The sequence below is a fragment of the Microbacterium sp. lyk4-40-TSB-66 genome (genome assembly GCF_030209475.1).
In the GTDB taxonomy this organism is placed as follows: domain Bacteria; phylum Actinomycetota; class Actinomycetes; order Actinomycetales; family Microbacteriaceae; genus Microbacterium.
This window is the reverse complement of record NZ_JARVRW010000005.1, coordinates 51,580-73,694: the sequence shown is the minus strand read 5'-3', so window position 1 is coordinate 73,694 and position 22,115 is coordinate 51,580. Positions and strand designations below refer to the sequence as shown.

Here is a 22,115-nt window from a genome sequence, read left to right as displayed (position 1 = left end):
TATGCGCGAGAAAAGCACCGCCGGGCCGCCGCACGGCGAGGCCCGCACCGCCCGGGCCCCCCCCCCCCCCCCCCCCCCCCCCCGACGCTCACCGACCCTCCCTCGCGCGCCGAGGTTGCGGCATCCGCCGCCCCTTCACCTCACGCATAAACGCGATTTCTGCGCGAAAACACCCTGTCGGCGTGTTTCCGCGCACGGATCGTGTTTATGTTCCGGATGCCGCGGACGCGCTGCCCGGCACCGCCACCGGCCGATCCACACCCCGCACGCGAAAGCGGCGCCGCCCCGAGGGGCGACGCCGCTTGGAACGAGACGTCAGGCTTGGCCGAGCGCGGCCGAGACGACCGCTCGGGCCTCTTCCTGGACCTCGCGCAGATGCTCTTCGCCGCGCAGCGACTCGGCGTACAGCTTGTACACGTCTTCGGTGCCCGAGGGGCGCGCGGCGAACCACGCCGATTCCGTCTGCACCTTCAGGCCGCCGATCGCGGCGCCGTTGCCCGGCGCGTGCGACAGCTTCGCCGTGATCGTCTCACCCGCGAGTTCGGTGGCCGAGACGGCATCCGGAGACAGCTTCGACAGCGCCGACTTCTGCGCGGGCGTGGCCGCCGCGTCGACGCGCTGGTAGGCCGAAGCGCCGAACTCCGCCTCCAGCTCGGCGTAGCGCTGCGAGGGCGTCTTGCCGGTGACGGCGAGGATCTCGGCCGCGAGCAGGCAGAGCAGGATGCCGTCTTTGTCGGTGGTCCAGACGGAGCCGTCCTTGCGCAGGAACGACGCACCGGCCGATTCCTCACCGCCGAAGGCGACCGAGCCGTCGAGGAGCCCCGGCACGAACCACTTGAAGCCGACCGGAACCTCCAGCAGCGTCTTGCCGAGCGAGGCGGCCACGCGGTCGATGATCATCGACGACACGAGGGTCTTGCCGATCGCGGCATCCGTCGGCCATCCCTCGCGGTGCGAGAACAGGTAGTCGATCGCGACCGCGAGGTAGTGGTTCGGGTTCACCAGCCCCGCATCCGGGGTGACGATGCCGTGGCGGTCGGCGTCGGCGTCGTTGCCGGTGAGGATGTCGTACTCGTCGCGCGCGGCGACGAGCGAGGCCATGGCCGAGGGCGAGGAGGGATCCATTCGGATCTTCTCGTCCCAGTCGAGCGTCATGAACTTCCACGTCGGGTCGACCTCGGGGTTCACGACCGTCAGGTGGAGGCCGTACACCTCGGCGATGAGCGCCCAGTACTCCACCGACGCCCCGCCCAGCGGGTCGGCGCCGATGCGCACGCCGGCGTTCTTGATGGCCTCCACGTCGATGATGGATGCCAGGTCGCGCACGTACGCGTCGCGGAAGTCGTACTGACCGAGGTTCTCGAGGTCGATCTCGGTCTGCGGCGTGCGCTTGATTCCCGAGAGGCCCGCGGCGATGAGCTCGTTCGCGCGATCCGCGATCCAGCCGGTCGCGTCGGTGTCGGCGGGTCCGCCGTGGGGCGGGTTGTACTTGAAGCCGCCGTCGCGCGGAGGGTTGTGCGAGGGGGTCACGACGATGCCGTCGGCGCGACCGGCGTCATCGAGCGCGCGGCCCTTGTTGTACGTCAGGATGGCGTGGCTGAGCGCCGGCGTCGGCACCCAGGCGTCGCGGGAGTCGACGCGAACGTCGACGCCGTTCGCCACGAGCACCTCGACGGCGCTGCGCTCGGCGGGCAGCGACAGGCCGTGGGTGTCGCGGCCGAGGAACAGCGGCCCCGTGATCCCCTGCGCGGCGCGGTAGTCGACGATGGCCTGTGTCGTGGCGAGGATGTGGTCCTCGTTGAAGCTGGTGCTCAGCGACGACCCGCGGTGACCGCTGGTGCCGAACGCGACGCGCTGCTCGGGCACCGCGGCATCCGGTTTGCGGTCGTAGTACGCCGAGATCAGTTCGTCGATGTCGATGAGATCGGATGCCTCTGCGGGCTGCCCTGCGCGACTGCTCATGCGCCCAGTCTGCCCGCTGCGTACGACATGCGCATACGCCGCGTCGCATTCCGAGGTAATCCGTTGAGAGGAGGCGGAAGCCGGGGCACCGGGCGTCCCCGAAGACGGCCCCCGCTCGACACCCGCCGTCACTACACTCCGACCATGAGACGTGTGTCGTGGGGGACCCGCTTCGTCGGGATCGGACTTGTCGTGGCGGCCGTCGCGGCCCTCGTGAAGAAGAAGCCGAGCGCGGTGCCCGCGCCGTCGGTCCCCGTTCCCGACAACCCGCTCTGGAAGGGGACGACGAAACCGGCACCGGTCCCCGAGCAGAACGTCGTGCTGAGCCTGCCGAAGGACATGTACCGGCACGCCGGTGCGCCCACCGAGTGGTGGTGGCACATCGGGACCCTCCGGGCCGGTGACCGCGTGTTCGGCTTCGACATCAACGCCGCGTCGTTCAACGGCCAGCACTTCGGGATGTCGCAGATCTCGCTCAGCGACGTGCAGGGAGGTCGCCACTACGAGCGCACGCAGGTCTACGGGCCCAAGCCGTTCGGGGTGTTCGACGTCGACACGTGGGCGGAGGGTGACCCGTCGAAGCAGTGGTACGCGCGGCTCGGTGATCCGGCGTGGCTCGTCGGCGGATTCAGCGTCACCGACACGGGGTCGGGGTACACCGAGGCTCCGTCCGTCCGGTTCGAGGGTGATGGCACCGGGGCCTCCGCCATCGCGATCCTCGACGACAGGGGCGGGGTGACCCAGATCATCCTGCTCAAGCCGGGTTCGGGGTACACGACGACACCGACCGTGACCCTCGTGGGCGGCGGGGGCTCGGGGGCCACCGCCGTGGCCGTGCGCCATTCCGTCGTGATGACGGCGCCCCAGGCGGATCCGACGCGTGACATCTCGGTGACGGCCGTGCTCCAGGACGCCAAGACGCTCGACGAGGTCGAGTTCGACCTGACGTTGTCGCAGCAGGGCCGGCCCATGTTCGTCTTCGGAACGGGCGTGGAACCCAGCGCGAAGAGCCAGAGCCTGCAGAAGGACAACTACTACTTCTCGTTCACCCGCCTGACGGCATCCGGCACCGTACGTTTCGCGGGCGAGACGCACGCGGTGACCGGCACGACCTGGATGGACCACGAGTACGGGTTCTTCGGCGGCAACTCGCCGGACACCCGCGTGCGGTGGCTCCTGCAGGACATCCAGCTCGACAACGGCTACACCCTGTCGACCGCCGGCATGATCGGCGAGGGATACAAGCCGGAGATCGGGGTCTCGGTCGACGCCTTCGCCACCCTGCAGGACCCGGACGGTGAGATCTACTACGTCGCGAGCACCATCACGCCCGTCGGCGAGCTGTGGACCAGCCCCTCGACGGGGAACAGCTACGCGCAGCAGTTCCGGGTGGAGATCCCGTCGTTCGCCGCCGACATGCTCGTGTCGACGCGGCTCCAGGACCAGGAGTTCTCCGCCAGTGGCGCGCCCATCTACGAGGGCACCGCCGAACCGACGGGCACGTTCCTCGGTGAGGAGATCTCCGGAGACGCCTGGATCGAACAGGCCTTCTAGGTGCCTCGACATCGCCCGGGCCGGCGGTGGTCTCCGCGTCCGGGACCACTAGGCTGAGCCGGTGCTGCCCGACACGGAAGACCCGCCCGCCCGCCGTACCTACAGCTACCTGGGACCGGCGGGAACCTTCACCGAGGCCGCGCTCGCCCAGGTACCCGAGGCCCGCGACCAGATCTGGCAACCCGTGCGCAACGTCGGCGAAGCGCTCGCCGACGTCGTCGAAGGGCGGTCGGATGCCGCGATGATCGCGATCGAGAACTCCGTCGACGGCGGCGTCTCGACGGCGCAGGACGCCCTGGCCACGGTCCCGGGCCTGCGGATCGTCGGCGAGTACCTGGTGCCGGTGAACTTCGTGCTGGTGGGCCGCCCCGGAGCGACGCTCGCCGACGTCTCGCTCGTCGCCGCGCACCCCGTCGCCTACGGGCAATGCCTCGGCTGGCTGAGCGAGAACATCCCCGCCCACGCGCACCTGCCCGCCGAGAGCAACGTCGCCAGCGCCCTGGGCGTGCTCGATGGGACCAGTGCCGCGGATGCCGCGATCGCGGCCCCCGGGATCGTCGCGCATCACGACGTGACGGTGCTGGCCGAGAACATCGGCGACAACCCCAACGCGGTGACGCGCTTCGTACTGGTCAGCCGCACCGTCGCCCCGGCGCCCCCCACGGGTGCCGACAAGACCTCGCTGATCGTCGAGCTCCCCGAAGACCACCCGGGTGCCCTGCTGGAGCTGCTCGAGCAGTTCGCGACCCGTGGCATCAACCTGAGCCTCCTGGCATCCCGTCCCATCGGAGACGCCCTGGGCCGGTACCGGTTCGTCATCGACGCCGACGGTCACGTGCTCGACGAGCGCATGGCGGACGCGCTGCTGGGCCTGCGCCGCTTCAGCCCGAAGGTGATCTTCCTCGGCTCGTACGCCCGCGCCGACCGCGCGATCGTGCGCTACCCGCAGCGGTACAGCGACGACGTGTTCGTCGAGGCGCGCGACTGGCTCCGAGGCCTCCTCAGCGGCGAGCCTGAGGCCTGACCCCCGTCGCGACCCTCAGGCCGCGACGGCCGCCCGGGCGGCGATGAGCTCGAGCGTCTGCATGCGGCCCTCCGACCCTTCGCCGTCGTAGGCCCCCGCGACCGGCGACACCATGATCTCGTCGACGCCGTGCTGGGCGGCGAAGGCGGCGAGCTGCCCCTGCACCTCGGCGCCGGATCCCACGAACCACTTCTGCCGGGTGGAGGCCATGATCGACTCGGCCATCGCGTCGAACGGGTCGGCCTTGGCCTGTTCGACCGTCTCGAGCGGCACGAGCGGACGGTTCGTGCGCAATCGCGCCATCATGCGCAGCTGCGGCAGGGCGCGTTCCTCGGCCTCTTCGGCGGTGGGCGCGGCGACGACGTTGGCCGTGACGAACGTGCGCGGTCCCTCGCCCGACTCGTTCGGCACGAACTGGTCGCGGTACAGCCGCAACGCGTGGTCGAGCCCCTCGCCGGAGAAGTGGTTCGCGAACACGTACGGGAGCCCGAAGCCGGCGGCGAGCTGCGCGGAGTAGTCGCTGGAGCCGAGGAGCCAGACCTGCGGCATCCCTGTCGCTGCGGGTGTCGCCCGCACCTGGTACTCGGTGCCCGAGGTGAATCGCACCGTCGCACCCTCCGGCGAGGTGAGCGCCATGATGTCGGTCACGTGGTCGGGGAAGCGCGAGACGTCGCTGGTGGTGCCCGAGCGGTTGAGCAGCTGCGTGATGACGGGGTCGCTTCCGGGCGCGCGACCGATCCCGAGGTCGATGCGCCCGGGCGCCAGCGCCTCGAGGGCGGCGAACTGCTCCGCGACGATCAGCGGCGAGTGGTTCGGCAGCATGACGCCTCCCGACCCCACGCGGATGCGACTCGTGCGCGCGGCGGCGGCGGCGATGAGGACCGGGGGAGAGGTGGATGCCACGGCGGGCATGTTGTGGTGCTCGGCGAACCAGTAGCGACGGTATCCGAGCTGGTCGGCGCGCTCGACGAGGTCGAGGGCCGCGCTCACCGCCTGCGCGCTGGTCTGCCCGTGGCGCACGGGCACGAGGTCGAGAACGGAGAGGGTGGGGATGACGTCGTTCACGTCGTCGGAAACGTCGAGCCCGTCGGCCGTATTCCGAGAGACCTCGCCCGTCACCCGCTGAAGAGGGTGTCGACCCGCTCCGTCCCGACCCGGGTGGCGCACGGCATCCGGGAGTCTCATCGACCGGTGCGAGACACCCAGCTTCCTCCCAGGAAGAAAATCGTGACGAACCGCGCTCGACCCGCGTCTCACTTATGACATCGCGGGACACACGGTCCCGGTACGACGGAAGGAAGCGCTCATGGCTGACAACATCACCACCGCCACCCCCACCACCGCCACGAAGGACGGCGGCTCGACCGTCATCGTCGACGCCGTCGTCGCCAAGGTCGCCGGCATCGCCGCGGCCGAGGTTCCCGGCGTCCACGCCCTCGGTGGCGGCGCCGCCCGTGTGATCGGCAACATCCGTCAGGCCGTGGGCGCGAAGGACCACGCGCAGGGCGTGAGCGTCGAGGTGGGCGAGACCGAGGTCGCCGCCGACATCTCGATCCAGGTCGACTACCCCGAGCAGCTCCAGCGCGTCGCGTCGAACGTGCGTGCGGCCGTGCACCAGGCCATCACCGAGCTGGTCGGCATGAAGGTCGCCGAGATCAACGTGACCGTGGTCGACGTCTTCATCCCGGGCGACGACGACGAGGACACGGTCGAAGACAACCGCGTCAACTGACATCCGTTCCGGAAGGGGCGTCACCGCGAGGTGGCGCCCCTTCCGCGTGTCCGGACGAGGTCACGTGCGGCGGATGCCGAGCGTCTCGCCGCGCGACGGACTCGCTGCTGCGTGCGAATGAGCCCGTCAGCCGCCGTGGCGCACCTGGGCGTAGGCGTCGAGCGCGCGCTTGCGCGTCTCGCCGAGGTCGACCATCGGCTCGGGCGGGTTCTCCCCAAGGTATTCGGGCGCCCACTCGCGCACGTACCGATCGTGCGAGTCGAACTTCTTGCGCTGCGTCTCGGGGTTGAACACGCGGAAATACGGGGCGGCGTCCGCGCCGGAGCCGGCGACCCACTGCCAGTTGAACGGGTTGCTCGCGGCATCCGCATCCACCAGGCAATCCCAGAACCACTGCTCGCCGTGGCGCCAGTCGATGAGCAGGTTCTTGATGAGGAAGGATGCCGTGACCATGCGCACCCGGTTGTGCATGACGCCGGTGTGCCAGAGCTGGCGCATCCCGGCATCCACCACGGCGACGCCGGTCTTGCCCTGCTGCCAGGTCTCGAGGTGCGCGCGGTTGACCTTCGGCCACGGGAAGGCGTCGAAGTTGCGCCGCCAGTTCACCGTGGCGATGTCGGGGGAGTGGTAGGTCACGTGCCACGCGAATTCCCGCCAGACGAGTTCGGAGAGGAACCCGCCGGCGCTCTTCGCGTGCTCGCCCGAACCGCGGTGCTCGATCGTGTCGTGCCAGACCTGGTACGGGCTGAGCTCGCCCCATCGCAGCCGCGGGGAGAGGTTGGAGGTCGCGCCGCCGGCGAATTCGTCGCGGTACTTCGAGTAGTCGCCGAGATCCTCGTCGAGGAATTCCTTCAGCCGCGCCTTGGCGGCCGGTTCGCCCGGCTCCCATGTCTCGCGCAGACCTCCCGCCCAGTCGGGCGTGGTCGGCAGCAGGCCCCACGCTCCGAGGTCGTCGCCGTCGACATGGCCGTCGAAACCGGGGACCTTGCGTGCCTCCGGCATCGGCGGCCGTGGCGCGGGATGCTTCTGCACCGCGCGGGCGAAGGGGCTGTAGACCCCGTACGGCTTGTCGGTCTGCGTCCGCACGGTCCAGGGCTCGTAGAGCAGGTTGGCGGCGAACGACGCGACGGTGATGCCGTCACCCCGCAGCTTCTCTTTGAGCCCCGCGTCGATATCGCGCTCCACCCCGCCGTAGCGCCGGTTCCAGAACACCGCACCGGCGCCGACCTCGTCGGCCACCGCCGGCACGACCTCGGCCGCCTTGCCCCGCCGCAGCAGGAGCGTCGAACCGCGTTCCTCGAGGCGCTCGGCGAGGGATGCCAGAGATCCGTGCAGCCACCACCGTGCCGCCCCGCCGATGAGGCGCACGCCGTCGGATTCCTCGTCGAGCACATACAGCGCCACGATCGGCTCGTCGCGGTCCAGCGCCGCGCGCAGGGCCGGATTGTCGGTCAGGCGGAGGTCGTCACGGAACCACACGAGGGAGGGCGATGGCATCCCTCGACGCTATCCGCCGCGGCATCCGGCCCTCCGGGCTTGACACCGTCTGCGCCGCGCCGCCGCGCCCGCCCGTGCCGCATCCGCCCCCACGCCCACTCGCCGAGATCACGTGATGTCGCCAAGGCGACGCGTCATGTCAGGCGACGTCGGCGGGATCACGTGATCTCGTCGGCCGAGTCCGCGCGCACGGAAGCGACGTGTCTCTTCGGCGAGATCACGTGACATCGCCGGGACCACATGCCAAGACGCATGAGGTCGGCGAGACCACGTGACGTGGTCCCGCAGCGGCGCCGGGGAGCCTCACGCCGACCCGCCGCGCGTCAGAGATTCGAGACGTCGTGCCCCTTCGGCAGCGCCACCGAGAGACCGCCGGCGACGATGCGCGTGTAGACCCGCGTCGCCTCGCCGAACTCGTCGCCGTCGAGCTCGATGGGCTGTGCGGGAGCTGTGGCCAGTTCGATACCGGTTCCGCGGAGGTACCGCACCGAGGTGTCCTTGCGACGCTCGAGCACGCGGCGGCCGGCCCGGAACTTGCGCAGCACCGAGTTGTCCCACACGATGCTGCGCCAGACCCCCAGCCAGCCGAGCACGCCGCTCGGCTGCAGCACGGCCACGTCGATGCGGCCGTCGGCGACGGAGGCGTCGGGGATCAGCGCCACGCCGCCCTGGAGGGCGCCGCAGTTCGCGAACAGCACGCTCTGCACCTTCGCCGAGTGCAGGCGGTGCCCGTCGAGCTGGTACATGACACGGAAGGGTTTCGCCGAGACGAGCGACCGCGCCGCGCCGTCGACGTAGGCGACCCAGCCGACCTGCTTCTTCAGATCGTCACGGGTGTTCTGGATCATCGCGGCATCCAGGCCGATGCCGGCCATGACGGAGAAGCCGTGCTCCTCGATCTCACCACCGGCGCGGCGGATGCGGGCCAACCCGGTGTCGATGGGGTGGATGTCGCCCTCGAAGGTCGCGCGGATCATCGCGTCGGTGTCGGCGAGGGGCAGGTTCAGGTTGCGGGCGAGGAGGTTGCCCGTGCCGCTCGGGATGATGGTCAGGGGGACGCCCGTCGAGGTCAGGGCCTCGGCCACCGCACGCACCGTGCCGTCGCCGCCCGCCACGAGCACGGCATCGACCTTCTCGTCGAGGGCGGCGCGGGTGGCGTCGTCGCCGAGGTCGTCCACCGTCGTCTCATAGAACAGCGGCTCGGCCCAGTCGGCTCCGGCCGCGAGCTCGGCCACACGGGCCCGCAGGGTGTCGGGATCGACCTTGGTGGGGTTGTAGACGAGGGCGGCCCTCTTCTTCTGCGTGGTCTCGGCGTCGATGGACGCGTCGTCGCCCTCGGCGTCGACCCGCTGCGTCTTGCCGGGGAGCTCCTGGGACGAATCGGGGGAGACGTCCTCCGGCTGACGGATGACGTCGTCGGGCTCGGCGGCCTCTTTGGGGTCGGGGGCGTCCTTGCGCGGGTGGTCGTCGACGTCGTCACCGAGCCTGGCGGCGTGGAAGTGCTCGCCCGAACCCCCGGCCGCAGCGGCATCCGCCTTCACCTCGGCGGGAGCGTCGGCGGGGATCGATTCGGGGGACTCCGCGTCGTCACGCGGCTCGTCAGGGGCGGCCATGGAATCCACCATAGGACCGGCACCCGCGGCGTGAGGGCCGAGCGGGCGGGCTTGACGGGGGGATGCCGGAGCGACATGCGCCGTGCGGACGGGGCCGTCGTTCCGCGGCGGCGACCGGCGGCCGGCGGCCTCGCGCGACGAAGCGATGTCGGATGCCGACCATAGTATGGACGCGTGATCGACCTGACTCTGCTGCGTGAAGATCCCGAGCTCGTGAAGCGCTCCCAGATCGCCCGCGGCGAGTCGCCGGATTCGGTGGACGACGCCCTCGCCGCCGACCGCGACCGCCGCTCCGCCATCACCGCCTTCGAAGAGCTGCGCGCCGCACAGAACGCGCACGGCAAGCGCGTCGCGCAGGCGCCGAAAGAAGAGAAGGCCGCCCTCGTCGCCGAGGCGAAACAGCTGAGCGAACAGGTCAAGTCGGCGCAGCACGCCGTCGGCGAGGCCGAGGCCGCAGCCGATGCGGCGCTGGCGAAGATCGAGAACATCGTCATCGAGGGCGTGCCCGCGGGCGGCGAAGAGAACTTCGTCACCCTCCGCACCCACGGCGAGATCCCCGCCTACGACTTCGAGCCGCTCGACCACCTCGCCCTCGGCGAGAAGCTCGGCGCGATCGACATGGAGCGCGGGACGAAGGTCTCGGGCAGCCGCTTCTACTTCCTCACCGGCATCGGTGCGCGCCTCGAACTCGCGCTGATGACCCTGGCGCTCGACCGCGCGCTGCAGGCCGGGTTCACCCCGATGATCCCGCCGACGCTCGTGCGTCCCGAGGTCATGCGCGGCACCGGCTTCCTCGGCCAGCACGCCGACGAGGTGTATCACCTGCCGAAGGAAGACCTCTACCTCGTGGGCACGAGCGAGGTGCCGCTCGCCGGCTACCACATGGACGAGATCCTCGACTTCGAGCGGGGCCCGAAGCGCTACGCCGGTTGGTCCACCTGCTACCGCAGCGAGGCCGGCTCGTACGGCAAAGACACCCGCGGCATCATCCGCGTGCACCAGTTCAACAAGCTCGAGATGTTCGTCTACATCGACCCGGCCGCCGCCGAGGCCGAGCACGACCGCCTGGTCGCGATGCAGGAAGCCATGCTGCAAGACCTCGGCCTCGCCTACCGCGTGATCGACGTCGCCGCCGGTGACCTGGGCTCCAGCGCCGCGCGCAAGTTCGACATCGAGGCGTGGGTGCCCACGCAAGACGCCTACCGCGAGCTCACGAGCACGTCGAACTGCACGACCTACCAGGCGCGTCGACTCGAGACGCGGTTCCGGCCGGAGGGCGGGGGCAAGACCCAGCCCGTCGCGACGCTGAACGGCACGCTCGCCACCACCCGGTGGATCGTCGCCCTGCTCGAGACGCACCAACGGCCCGACGGGTCGGTCACGGTTCCCGAGGTGCTGCGACCGTACCTCGGCGGGCTCGAGGTCATGGAGCCGATCGCGTGAGCGACGAGGCCGCCCTCCCCGACACCGGCGCCGTCGAGAGCGCGCCGAAGCAGGAGGCGGCCGATGTCGTCGCCGACCTGGCCGACGCGCACGTCGGACGCATGCTCATCGCCCTCGACATCGACGGCACCGTCCTGCTCGAAGACGACACCCTCAGCCCCGGGGTGGTGGAGGCGGTCTCGGACGCCGCCGCGGTGGGGCACGAGGTGATGCTCGCCACCGGCCGCAGCTGGGACAGCACCCACACGATCATGGGCCGCCTCGGCATCCGTCCCGAGTACGCGGTCTGCTCGAACGGCGCCGTGATCATGCGGCGCGTCGGCGACGAACGATCCGCGGTCTACGAGCGCGCCCACGTCGAGACGTTTGACCCCACCGAGGTCCTCGCCCTGCTGGGGGAGCACCTGGCCGGTGCGCACTTCCTGGTCGAGCTGCCCGACGGCACGCGCCTGTTCACCGACTACCTCGACGACTGGAACCTGGTGGGTGCCAACAGGGTGCCCTTCGAGCGTCTGTCGGATCAGCGCGTCTGCCGTGTCGTGGTGGTCGCTCCCGAGCAGACCGACCAGGACTTCCTGCAGCTGGTCGAGCGCATCGGCCTCACCCAGGTGTCGTACGCGATCGGGTGGACGGCGTGGCTCGACATCGCCCCGCAGGGGGTCGACAAGTCGACGGCGCTCGAGCGCGTGCGCGCATGGCTCGACATCGTGCCCGATCGGGTTCTCGTGATGGGCGACGGACGCAACGACATCGAGATGATGCAGTGGGCGGTGCGCAACGGCGGTCGCGCGATCGCGATGCACCAGGGCCCGCCCGAGGTGCACGCCGCGGCCGGCGAGGTGGGCCTGTCGGTCAGCGAGGGCGGGGTCGCCGCCGCACTCCGCTCGCTCTGACGCGCGGCATGCGCCCCAGGCCCTGAGCGCGGCGGAGTGGGGCGGCCGTGTCCCGCCGCGCGCTACACGTGCGCGAGACGGGCCGCGCGGTGCTCCACGACGCGCGAGGCCTCCCACGCGACGAGCCCGACCGGCGGCAGCAGCAGCAGCGCGACCGCCCAGGTGGCCTTGAGCCCGGGCGCCGAGTACCGGTCCCGCACGGCGACGACGGTGGCGAAGATGGATGCCGCGTAGACGAGCGCGAAGACGGCCAGAACGATCTGCGCTGACAGGGGTGTGACGAGCATGATGGCCTCCTCATCTCAGACGGCCCGGCGGGTCGTGGGGGTGATGTTCTCGGTCTACGCCGCTCGTCGGTGCGCGTCCAGGGCGGTGCACTTCTCCTGGGCAGATCGATAACCCGGCCCTACCCTCCGTCCAGACGGGCGGTGGCGAGGACCGCTCGGGCGCCCCGCTTCGGGCATCTGCGGCGCCCGTCGGTTGCGACGTCGCGCCTCCACCCGCGAGAGCGGTCGCGTGGAGTCGATCTCAGCCGATCGTCGACAACCTGAGGTTGTCCGACCCCTCCGGGCTGCCGAACAGGGGAGTGCAGTTCGCGTCGATCGTGACGGCGGTGTCGTGCGCGCCCGGGGTGTGTCGCAGCTCGAGGGGACCGAGGTCGCCCTTGGGCAACTGGACCGTGTAGGACACGGTGCGCGCTTCCCCCTCGGCCAGCAGCAGCGTCCGACTCTCGGCGGGATTGTCGTGGTCGGACCCTGAGCGGTCGCGGAAACGCGGGTCCCACCAATCGCCGATGTCGGGCGTGGTCGACAGGATCTCACCCCCGGGTGGGGCGAAGAACAGCACGTCGAGCATCATCGTCCTCTGGTCGATCCCGCGCTCGATGTTGCGCAGGCCCAGGGTGTAGCCGCTCTTGATGGCATCCGTGATCGTGCTCCGCAGATCCATCGAGACCGTCATCGTCCGGCGGTCGGCATCGCAGCTGGCTCGTTGCGAGTAGGTGAGGTGGTACTCGAGTTTTCCGATGGAGTAGTCGTTGAAATAGATCCCGAGCTGGGTGGCCTCGGCGTTGTCTTCGCGCAGCGTTCCGTCGAGGCCGTACTGGTGGGCGAGGTCTTCGAGCGAGGCGTCGTCGAACCAGGCGAGGATGCGTCCTTCCTCCGCGCTGCGCACGACCTGCGTCCACATCGCGCCGATGTCCCACTGGCTGCTGGTGAGCTTGGCGAACATCCCGGCGCTGACCTCGTTGAAGTAGGCGTCCATCGCCGCATTGTCCATGCCGAACCGTTCGTACGGTTCGCTCATCAGGACGGATGCCGCGTTGCCGGAGTCGACGACTTCGCCCGAGGCGAGCGTCAGGGGGCCGGTGGCCTCGAGCAGGTGCGCGAGCACGACGGGGTCGATGGAGATGACGCCGTCGAAGCGTGGTTTCTCGGTCCAGTCACGAGTGGTCTGGAAGAGTTCGACCGCGGTCGGGAAATGCGGGCTCATGTTGAAGTTCGACGACCAGTTGGTCAGCTCCGCGGGGTAGAGCTCGCGCGTCTCGTCGGCGAGGCGGAGGAGCGAGCCGTTCTCCGTGTCGAACCCCCGGGCGGGCAGGTCCACGTACATCAGATCCGTGCCCGTGTCCTGGCTGAGGAGGTCGACTCTGCCGCCGTCGACCTGCAGCACCAGCCACTGCGCCACCCCGCCGCCGGTCGCGCGGATCTCGGCGGGGGTCTGGATCATCAATTGGTACAGCATCGGCCGGTCGGCACCGGCGGCGTGGAGGAGCGCGGGCAGGTGTTGCTCGACGGTCTGCAGGATCGGGGTGGCCTGCGCGATGAGGCCCACGAGTTCGTCCACGGGTTCCGAGATCTGCGGGACGACGTCGGTCCGGTCCATCGCCGCGGCGATGCGCGTGGCCTCGTCGAACGAGGTGAGCACCGTGGGGATGACGGTGCCGGCGTTGAGGAACGGCTTCAGATTGATCGCCTGTGCGTCGGTGCCCTCGCTGGACGCCGACATCATGTCCAGGACGGGAGGCAGTGTCTGCGAGGTGAGCGTGTAGGCGATGTCGGTGACGGAGCGCACCGCGAGCACGTTGTTCCGGGCCGCCGGGACCTGCGCGGCGAGATCCCACAGCGGTCCCTCCGCCGTTTCGTGGGCGCGTTGCGCCCGGGCGACGATGTCGTTGCCGGACTGCTCGATCCCGTCGACGTCGCCGCGCGCGGCCGCGCGGACGAGCAGCGACGACTGCTCCATCGCCGCCTCGAGGTCGTCGCGCACCTGGGTCACCTGCCATGCGAAGATCCCCGCGGTCGCGAGCGCGACGGTCGCGACGACCAGGAGGGGACCACCGATGGCCGGCAGCACGACGGATGCTCGGCGGCGCCGCCTCTGCGCGGCCGTCTCGGCGGAGGCGTGGCGCGCGAGAGGCTGCCGGGGTGTCAGGGGGTCTGCGGCGATACGCCGGCGACCGCGGGTGGCGGAACGGGTGGCGGGCGACGTCTCCGAGATCACGGCCCGAGGATACGGGGGTCACATGACCTCCCGCTCATAGCCGGTGAACGTGTCGGTGAACTCCGATCTGCGCCCTCAGCGCCCCCACGCCTCGCGCGCCGCCGCGCGCAGCGTCTGCCCGTCGGCGCGGTCGAGCTCGCGCCGACTGCGTTCGTACGCCGCGCGCGCGGCATCCCGGAACACCCCGGCGCGATCGGGGGCGGTCGCGGCGAGCGAGGCGAGGCATTTCTGCAGCCGTATCTGCACCTCGATGATCGTGGCCCCATCGCGCGCGAGAGGGCGGAATCCATCGTCGAGAAGGTCGGGCAGGCGGGGCGCGGTGACGTACACCCGCTCGTACTCCACCTCGGGGCGGGCGTCCACGCGCAACGCCCTCGTCAGGACGCGCTGAAGAGCGGCGAGTACCTCGATCGCGGTGCCGGGGTCGTTCGTCGAAGGGGACAGCGCGCGGCTGCCGATCTCGCTCAGGGCGATCACACCGAACCGGGGATCCTGCTCGTACGTGCGATGGTTCTCGACGCGGAACGCACGCCGGACGCCGGCCACGACGTCATGGTCGACGTCGCCGACGACCTCGGCCAGGGGCAACCGGGCGTCGGTCATACGTCCGGGGGTCGCCCGCACGTGGATGTCGATGTCGTGCCGGTGCGTCAGGCGGTCGAGCCCGGCGACGTCGATGTGCGTGACGTACCCGACGTCTTCGGCGTGCACCGCGGCGGTGACCGGGGGGACGGCGACGCCGGGTCGCGCGCCCAAGGTCGGCGATTCCGCGTGCCGCTCGAGGGAGGCTCCGGCCGCCGTCTCGACGCGATCGATGACGTCGGCCATTCTGCCGAACGTCGACAGGTGGGAGATCCACCGCAACAGGGTGAACACGACGATGCCGATGATCACGAGCGTGGCGACGAAGAGGATGGTGCGTCCCTGGCCGCCGTAGTAACCCGTGGAGAGGGCGATGATGCCGACGAGCGAGAACGTGAAGGCGCCGATGAACGTCGACACGGCGTTCTGCGACGTCGGGTCGGCGATCAGCAGCTGCGTCGACCGGGGAGTCGCCGTCGTGGTCGCCGCCGAGAAGGCGGTGACCATGGCCGTCACCGAGAAGGTGCTGACGGTGAGCATGGCGGTGGCGATGATCTGCAGGATCGAGTCGACGGCGTCGCCCGCCAGATCGATGCTGAACGAGAACGGCAGGAGAGGGCCGATGAACCGCGCCGCCAGCACCACCAGCACGGCGATCACGGTGAACGACGCCGCCCGAACCCACACCTGCCTTCCGAGACGGAGGAAGAAGGATGCCAGGGAGCTGCGCGTCGATGTGGCCATTCCGCCGACGTTATCTCCACGGGTGCCGGTCGGTTCGGGGCTGGACGGCCCGGGGATGGGCGTCCTCCCGTCCGACACGTCGGCGAAACGTCCCGCAACTTGTCGGACATGTATCGCTGCCAAGGTCTGAGCATCCCCTTCGATCGGATGCTGAAAGGCCCCCGCGGCTGACGATCGTTCCCGTCTCACCCGAGGAGCCCTCCACGCGCATGTCCACGACCACATCTCTCCGCCGAGCGAGGATGCGCCGCTTCGGCGCCGCCCTCGCGGCGGGCCTCGCCCTTTTCGGGCCACTCGCCGTCGCCTCCGCGGCGCACGCCGCCCCACCGACCGCCGTCCTCACCGTGGAGGTCGCCCCGACGACCGCCGCGGTCGGGGACACCGTCGTCGTCACCGTCCGCGGGTCGGGTGTCACCGACCTGTACGCCTACGACCTCGTGTTGTCGGCCGACGACCTTCTGCTCGAGCCGACGGGCGACGCCCCGACCGGACCGGAGGGGGGCTACACCTCCGCCGTGGCCGCACCGGGTGAGGTGACGATCAGCCACACGCGCGTCGGCACCTCGCCGGGTCTGTCGAGCACCGGTCAGATCGTCCTCGCGAGCGTGCCCGTGCGCGTCCTCGCCGCCGGTACGGCGCGGATCGAGCTCTCGGCCGCGCGCCTGGTCTCGACGACGGGAGAGGTGACGACGAATGCCGCCGGGGCGTCGATTTCGCTCCCCCTCACCGCGGTCCCCACCCCGACGCCCACGCCGACGGCGACCGCGACGCCCGCGCCGACCGTCACCACGTCGCCGACCCCCACGTCGACGGCGACCGCGGCACCCATCCCGACGGCGTCCGCATCGCCGTCGCCGACGGGCTCGGCCGCCGCCCGCCCGGGAGGGTCCGATCTCGCGGCCACCGGTGCCGATGCGGCCGCCTGGCTCACGTCCGGCGCCGTCGGTGTCGTGCTCCTCGCCGCGGGCGCTCTGCTGGTCGCCCGTCGCCGCCAGGGGGTGCGCGAATGAGCGTCCGCCTTCCGTCCGCCCCGTCTCGTGAAGGATCCGTCATGACCCCCCTGTCCCGGCGCGCCCTCGCCGTCGCGGCCGCCCTCGGCGTCGTCGCTGCCGGTTCCCTCGTCGCCCCCGCCGCAGCCAACGCGGCGCCGGCGCCCACGGCGGCACCGTTCCTCGCGCCGTACTACACCGAGCTCGACCTCACCGGTGACGAGCAGGTGACCGCGGCCGATCTCGACGTGCTCGCCGCGGGGATCGGGCTCACGTCCGACGACCCCGGATGGCCGGATGCCGCGGGCGCCGACCTCGACGCCGACGGTGCCATCACGGCATCCGATCTCGCCCTGCTGTCGCAGCGTGTGATCTACGACGACGGTCCGTTCGAGCTCGTCGAGGCCGACACCGTGTCGATGCAGGCCGCCATGAACGCCGGCGTGATCACGTCGGTCTCGCTCACCCAGCAGTACCTGGATCGCATCGCCGCGTACGACAAGGTGGTGCGGCAGGACGGCGGGCGCCCGCTGAACTCCATCATCACCACGAGCGCGGTGGCGCTGCGGGCCGCGGCCGAGGCCGACACCGTGCGCGCCGAGAAGGGCATGACGAGCATGCTCCTCGGCATCCCGGTCGCTCTGAAAGACAACTACAACACCGTCGACATGCCGACCACGGCCGGCTGCGGATGCTGGAACGCCAACCAGACGACCACGGATGCCACCATGGTCGAGGGTCTGCGCGCCGACGGCGCGGTCATCGTGGCGAAGGCCTCGATGGATGAGTTCGCCATCAACCTGTCGTCGCAGTGGTCGGCGCACCAGCCCGCGGGCACCGCGCTGACCGTGTCGAGCCCGTACGACACCACGAAGACCTCGGGCGGCTCCAGCGGTGGCACCGGCGCCGCGATCGCCGCGAACCTGGCGGGGCTCGGCTTCGGCACAGACACGGGCGGCTCGATCCGCATCCCGTCGACGTACAACCAGCTCGTGGGGGTGCGTCCCACGGTCGGACTCGCCAGCCGTGACGGCATCGTGCCCCTCGCGCTGTCGCAGGACACCGGTGGGCCGATGGCCCGGTCGGTGCTCGACGCGACGGTCGCGCTCGACGCCGTCGTGGGCCAGGACGCCGGCGACCCCGTCACGGCCCGGCAGGCGGGGAAGGTCCCCGAGACGTATACGGCCTACCTCGACGCGGACTCGCTCGAGGGCAAGAAGATCGGTTACATCGCGTCGATGCTCGGCACCGATCCGATCACCCAGCGCCTGTTCACCCAGGCGCGGGCCTCGCTGGAAGCGCAGGGTGCCACGGTGGTCGAGGTGGCCGCCCCCGAGGGCTTCGCCGCGATCGTGGGCGAGGGCAGTGGCAGCGGTCCCGAGTTCAACCACGACCTGAACGACTACATCGCCGCGTACCTCAATCCCGCGGTGACGACGCGCAGCCTGCTCGAGATCTCGCAGTCGCCCAACATCGTGCCCGGTCGCGCCGAGAATCCCTACGGCTCACGCGCCGCCGTCACCGAGGAGACCTACCAGGCGTGGGCCGGCCCCGAGGGGACGCACACCCTGCAGTTGGCGCGCGGCAAGCAGATCATGACCGCGCTGATGGAAGAGCAGGATCTGGATGCCGTGATCTATCCGAGCGGCAACCCGTACTCCACGATCGGAACGAACATGCGTCTGAGCCCCAACACCGGGCTCCCCGCGGTGACCGTGCCGATGGGTCAGGGAGTGGCGGGGGAGGCCTCGACCGGGGGAGTGAACCTGGAGTTCCTCGGGCGCGACTTCGCCGAAGGCCCCCTTCTCGGTCTCGCCTATTCGTTCGAGCAGGCGACGCACGCCCGGACGACGCCGGCGGCCTACGGTCCGCTCGGCTGACTCCTGCGGCGGCTCCGGACTTTCTGTCCGGAGCCGCCGTCGGGCACGTCGCCGCGTGCGACCCCGGGCTCGCGCCCTCGGTAGACTCGGGGCGTTCGGGAGGGTTGTCCGAGCGGCCGATGGACCTGGTCTTGAAAACCAGTGGGCAGCGATGTCCCGTGGGTTCGAATCCCACACCCTCCGCAACGTGAGAAGCGGGCCCCGTAGGGGTCCGCTTCTCACGTTATGACCGGCCGAGCGGAAGTCGAACGGAGTCGGGCCCACGCCGCCGGAGGCTCCGCGCGTCGCGAAGCGGTCGGTGGAGGGGCGGTCGGGAGAATCCCCGCACCCTCTGCGTGAGGACCGATCGAGCCGGGTTCGTCAGGCCGGGCCGGCGTGTGAAATGCCCGGTCCTCACGCCATTCACAGCCGAGCCTCCCTAGTATTGCTGCGATCTTCGGCTGCCGCGTCGAGGTCGACGTGCTGCCGGGCCGGTGGCATCCGTCTCGAAAGGACCCGAGTGAGCAAGACGACCACACCGCGCGGGCAGCGCACCGCCGCCCGCCACGGGCGACTGTCGTCGCCGGGGCCGTTCGCCCAGCTGTTCCGCGGGCTCGCCATCGTGCTCGCCGTGCTCCTCGTCTCGGGCGGTGCCGTGTTCGCGTACGCCGCGGTCGACCTCACGCGCAGCTTCACCGCCGACGCCGTCGACCTCGAGGGCCAGCCCGCCGTGCCGCCCGACCTGGGCGAGCTGAAGGGCGGGGTCAACCTGCTGCTCGTCGGCACCGACGAGTGCGAGCCCGACTTCGCCCAACTGTTCGGCGACCGCTGTTCGGGAGATGACGCCGAGGGCAACCTCAACGACGTCAACATGCTCGTGCACATCTCCGATGCTCCGCGCCGCGTGACGGTGATCTCGTTCCCGCGCGACCTCATGGTCCCGATCCCGTCGTGCACCGACCAGGACGGCAACGTCAACTCGGCGATGAGCAAGCAGCAGATCAACAGCGCCTACCTCTACGGCGGTCTGTCGTGCGTCGCCGCGACCGTCTCGGAGCTCAGCGGCCTCGAGATCCCCTTCGCCGCCAAGGTGAGCTTCGGCGGCGTCATCAACATCACGGATGCCATCGGCGGCGTCGACGTCTGCATCGCCAACGGCATCCAAGACCCCTACACCGGCATCGACTGGCCGGCCGGCATGCGCCAGGTCAAGGGCCTCGATGCTCTGCAGTTCCTCCGGACCCGCCACGGCGTCGGCGACGGCGGCGACCTCGGGCGCATCTCGAACCAGCAGCAGTACATGTCGCGTCTGGCGAACAAGCTCAAGAGCCAGGAGGTGTTGTCGAACCCGGCGACGCTCTACAAGCTCGCCTCGACGGCGCTGCGCAACGTCGACCCGTCGACGTCGCTGACCAACCCCCTGACGCTGGTGCAGATCGCGTCGGCGGTGAAGGACGTGCCGTTCAGCGACATCGTCTTCATCCAGTACCCGACCTACACCGACCCCTCCGACCCCAACCGCGTCGTCCCCGACCGGGAGGACGCGGACACGCTCTGGTCGGCGCTCGCCGCGAACCAGCCCCTCGAGCTGTCGGGCAACCTCAGCGACGGCGACGGCGTCGTGGTCGACGAGAACGCCGCACCCGCGCCGACTTCGGCCCCCGCGGACACGGCGACCCCCGCCCCGACCGACGGCGCCCCGACCGACGGTGCCACCCCCTCTCCTGCTCCGAGCTCCGACGCGATCGTCCTCCCCGACGGCATCGCCGGCCAGACCGCGGCGCAGGCGACCTGCTCCAACGGCAACGTCCGCGAGTGATCTCGGGCCCTGTCGCCCGGCATCCGGATCGTGGTTCGGATGCCGGGTGGGGACCGGTTAGTATGGACCGGTGTGTTCGAGCCGCGAGGCGCCGATCACCTGGAGACGTCGCATAGTCAGGCCTAGTGCACCACCCTGCTAAGGTGGAGTCCCCGTAAGGGGACCGAGGGTTCAAATCCCTCCGTCTCCGCACGCAGATGTCAGCTCGGAACCCGCGGAAATCCGCGGGTTTTCTGCTTTCCGGAGACGGCTCCTCCCGCCGTGGACGCGTCCTGCGCGCGCCGCTACGGTGAGGGGGTGCGTGCGGTGATCTCGATGACGGGTCGACTGCTCGTCGCGCATTGGCCGGCGCTCGTCGCCTGGTACCTCGCCGGCACGCTCGGCCGGTACCTCGGCATCGAGGTCGCGGGCTTCGTCGGCGGATACACGGCGATCGGCGGCATCCTCCTGCTGCCCCTGGCGATCCTCGCCAAGATCGTCAGCGTCGTGGCCATGTTCCTCGTGCTTCGAGACGGGATGCCGCGCCTCGGCGTTCTCGCTCCGCCGCCGGTGGATCGCGCAAGCCGGCGCGGGGCGTTCCGCGACGCGCTGCTGTCGGCGATCCTGCCGTTCATGGCGGTGTACGCCGCCCTCGGCTTTCTGCGCGAGGATGTCGCGGCCTACCTCGACGCCGCGCTCAGCGTGAAGATCGGACGGGACTTCACGGCGATCGTCACGGGGACGGTCGTCGACACCTCCGGAGCCGTCGATCAGTTGTCGTGGGAACCGTGGACGATCGCTGTGGTGATCCTCGCGCTGGCGGGGCGAGGGGCCTGGAAACGGTGGCAGGCGTCGCTCCCGTCGTGGACCTCGGTCCCTGCGACCTATCTCGAGGCGCTGTGGGTGTTCCTCGCCGCGTACTTCATCGGTGAGGCGCTCGGACAGGTGTCGGGCTGGATCGACAGCCGCCAGGCGATCGCCTGGCTCGCCGACGCCCGGGAGTGGGCCGGCGGGTTGTTCGCACCGCTGGGCTGGGTGTGGGACGCCGTGCTCTGGCTCGCGGGACAGGCGGGGACGATCGTGCTCGTGCCGCTGGCATGGCTCACCGTCGCCGGGGTGATCTACGGGCGAGCGGTTTCGCCGCAGGGCGTGCAGTGGCGCGGTCAGCTCGCGGCGCGCGCCCGCACCCGTTACGGCGTCGTGCCCGAGCGCCTGCGGCGACGGCTCACCGACATCGGCGCGGGCCTCGGAAGCCGTTTCCAGCCGATCTGGCGGGCGATCGTCCTGATGTGGCGAGGTGGACCGATCCTCGTCGGCGGGTACGTGCTCCTGTACGCGCTCCTCCTCCTCGGCGAAGGGTGGTTGCGCATCGCGATCACGCGCATCGTCGGCCCCAACGACTTCGACACGTTCTGGATCGTTCTCGGCCCGCTGCCCCTGATGCTCGTACCGCTCGTCATCGAGCCCCTCCGCACCGTGCTGGTGGCCGGCGCCTACGACGCCACGATCGGAGCGCTGATCGGCGCCCCCGTCGTGGCATCCGGTCAGCAGACGGCGGGCTCTCCGGATCCGTCAGGGAAGGCGGAGGACGAGGTAGCCCGGGAGCTGGTCGCCGACCGTGAGCTCGAGGCTGAACGGTCCGGTGGCGTCGTCGGGGACGAGGTAGGGGACCGCGATCGTGAAGGGCGTGGTCTCGTCTGACGGGCAGGAGCTCGCCCGGTCGTAGCTCCAGTCCACGTCGGCGATGGCGTTGTTCCATCGTCGGCGTTCGCCGTCCGTCTCGCGCAGCATCGGGCTGCTGCACGACAGGATCCTGCCGTGGGGATCGACGGGCACCTCGATGACGACCGCGCGAGCCCCCTCGGGGGCGTCGGCCGCCGTGTCCGCTGCGACCGTGCCCCAGCGCGCGGGACCCCAGGTCGC

General features: G+C 70.5%; 16 protein-coding genes and 2 tRNA genes. 11 read left to right on the top strand and 7 right to left on the bottom strand.

Going from position 1 to position 22,115, the window contains the following annotated elements:
• Nucleotides 1–315: 315 nt before the first annotated feature.
• On the bottom strand, nucleotides 316–1,962 hold the full coding sequence (gene pgm, locus QRO03_RS10175) for a phosphoglucomutase (alpha-D-glucose-1,6-bisphosphate-dependent) (protein ID WP_285137389.1): 1,647 nt from the start codon (nucleotides 1,960–1,962) through the stop codon (nucleotides 316–318).
• 144 nt (nucleotides 1,963–2,106) lie between these two features.
• On the opposite strand from pgm, the gene QRO03_RS10170 reads away from it, so the two are divergent.
• A complete protein-coding gene (locus tag QRO03_RS10170) occupies nucleotides 2,107–3,516 on the top strand; it encodes a lipocalin-like domain-containing protein (RefSeq protein ID WP_285137388.1) in 1,410 nt (469 codons plus the stop codon).
• Nucleotides 3,517–3,577: 61 nt separating this feature from the next.
• The gene (gene pheA, locus QRO03_RS10165) at nucleotides 3,578–4,540 is read left to right on the top strand and encodes a prephenate dehydratase (RefSeq protein WP_285137387.1); all 963 of its coding nucleotides are present in this window, start codon (nucleotides 3,578–3,580) and stop codon (nucleotides 4,538–4,540) included.
• A 15-nt stretch (nucleotides 4,541–4,555) separates the two neighbouring features.
• Here pheA and QRO03_RS10160 read toward each other — a convergent pair whose 3' ends face one another.
• Nucleotides 4,556–5,605, bottom strand: coding sequence for an LLM class flavin-dependent oxidoreductase (locus QRO03_RS10160; RefSeq protein ID WP_285137386.1), 1,050 nt, complete (start codon nucleotides 5,603–5,605; stop codon nucleotides 4,556–4,558).
• A 241-nt stretch (nucleotides 5,606–5,846) separates the two neighbouring features.
• Here QRO03_RS10160 and QRO03_RS10155 point away from each other — a divergent pair, with 241 nt between their 5' ends.
• A complete protein-coding gene (locus QRO03_RS10155; RefSeq protein ID WP_285137385.1) occupies nucleotides 5,847–6,272 on the top strand; it encodes an Asp23/Gls24 family envelope stress response protein in 426 nt (141 codons plus the stop codon).
• Nucleotides 6,273–6,398: 126 nt separating this feature from the next.
• Here the strand turns inward: QRO03_RS10155 and QRO03_RS10150 are convergent, their stop codons facing one another.
• Entirely contained in the window at nucleotides 6,399–7,769 is a 1,371-nt protein-coding gene (locus tag QRO03_RS10150) for a cryptochrome/photolyase family protein (RefSeq protein WP_285137384.1), read from the bottom strand.
• Nucleotides 7,770–8,092: 323 nt separating this feature from the next.
• Nucleotides 8,093–9,382 (bottom strand): diacylglycerol/lipid kinase family protein, encoded by a 1,290-nt coding sequence (locus tag QRO03_RS10145; protein WP_285137383.1) that lies wholly within the window; start codon nucleotides 9,380–9,382, stop codon nucleotides 8,093–8,095.
• A gap of 174 nt (nucleotides 9,383–9,556) precedes the next feature.
• Here QRO03_RS10145 and serS point away from each other — a divergent pair, with 174 nt between their 5' ends.
• Nucleotides 9,557–10,825 carry a serine--tRNA ligase gene (gene serS / locus QRO03_RS10140; protein ID WP_285137382.1) on the top strand — a complete coding sequence of 423 codons (1,269 nt, stop codon included), beginning with the start codon at nucleotides 9,557–9,559 and terminating at the stop codon, nucleotides 10,823–10,825.
• Nucleotides 10,822–11,718 (top strand): HAD family hydrolase, encoded by an 897-nt coding sequence (locus QRO03_RS10135; protein WP_285137381.1) that lies wholly within the window; start codon nucleotides 10,822–10,824, stop codon nucleotides 11,716–11,718. The genes serS and QRO03_RS10135 overlap by 4 nt, the downstream gene beginning before the upstream one ends.
• Nucleotides 11,719–11,780: 62 nt before the next feature.
• Here QRO03_RS10135 and QRO03_RS10130 read toward each other — a convergent pair whose 3' ends face one another.
• The 3 genes from QRO03_RS10130 to QRO03_RS10120 form a co-directional block, all read right to left on the bottom strand.
• Nucleotides 11,781–12,005, bottom strand: a complete 225-nt coding sequence (locus QRO03_RS10130; protein ID WP_285137380.1) for a PLDc N-terminal domain-containing protein — start codon at nucleotides 12,003–12,005, stop codon at nucleotides 11,781–11,783.
• 241 nt (nucleotides 12,006–12,246) lie between these two features.
• Complete coding sequence (locus tag QRO03_RS10125) at nucleotides 12,247–14,220, bottom strand: DUF4012 domain-containing protein (protein WP_285137379.1); 1,974 nt, start codon at nucleotides 14,218–14,220, stop codon at nucleotides 12,247–12,249.
• Nucleotides 14,221–14,295: 75 nt separating this feature from the next.
• Complete coding sequence (locus QRO03_RS10120) at nucleotides 14,296–15,546, bottom strand: DUF2254 domain-containing protein (protein ID WP_285137378.1); 1,251 nt, start codon at nucleotides 15,544–15,546, stop codon at nucleotides 14,296–14,298.
• A gap of 209 nt (nucleotides 15,547–15,755) precedes the next feature.
• Between QRO03_RS10120 and QRO03_RS10115 the strand changes: the two genes are divergently transcribed.
• The 6 genes from QRO03_RS10115 (at nucleotide 15,756) to QRO03_RS10090 (ending at nucleotide 21,893) form a co-directional block, all read left to right on the top strand.
• A complete protein-coding gene (locus QRO03_RS10115) occupies nucleotides 15,756–16,556 on the top strand; it encodes a cohesin domain-containing protein (protein ID WP_285137377.1) in 801 nt (266 codons plus the stop codon).
• A gap of 41 nt (nucleotides 16,557–16,597) precedes the next feature.
• On the top strand, nucleotides 16,598–18,415 hold the full coding sequence (locus tag QRO03_RS10110; RefSeq protein ID WP_285137376.1) for an amidase family protein: 1,818 nt from the start codon (nucleotides 16,598–16,600) through the stop codon (nucleotides 18,413–18,415).
• Between the two features lie 98 nt (nucleotides 18,416–18,513).
• Nucleotides 18,514–18,598 (top strand) — tRNA-Ser (locus tag QRO03_RS10105).
• 316 nt (nucleotides 18,599–18,914) lie between these two features.
• Nucleotides 18,915–20,213 (top strand): LCP family protein, encoded by a 1,299-nt coding sequence (locus QRO03_RS10100; protein WP_285137375.1) that lies wholly within the window; start codon nucleotides 18,915–18,917, stop codon nucleotides 20,211–20,213.
• Nucleotides 20,214–20,314: 101 nt separating this feature from the next.
• Nucleotides 20,315–20,403 (top strand) — tRNA-Ser (locus QRO03_RS10095).
• 107 nt (nucleotides 20,404–20,510) lie between these two features.
• Nucleotides 20,511–21,893, top strand: coding sequence for a hypothetical protein (locus tag QRO03_RS10090; RefSeq protein ID WP_285137374.1), 1,383 nt, complete (start codon nucleotides 20,511–20,513; stop codon nucleotides 21,891–21,893).
• The last annotated feature ends 222 nt before the right edge of the window (nucleotides 21,894–22,115 follow it).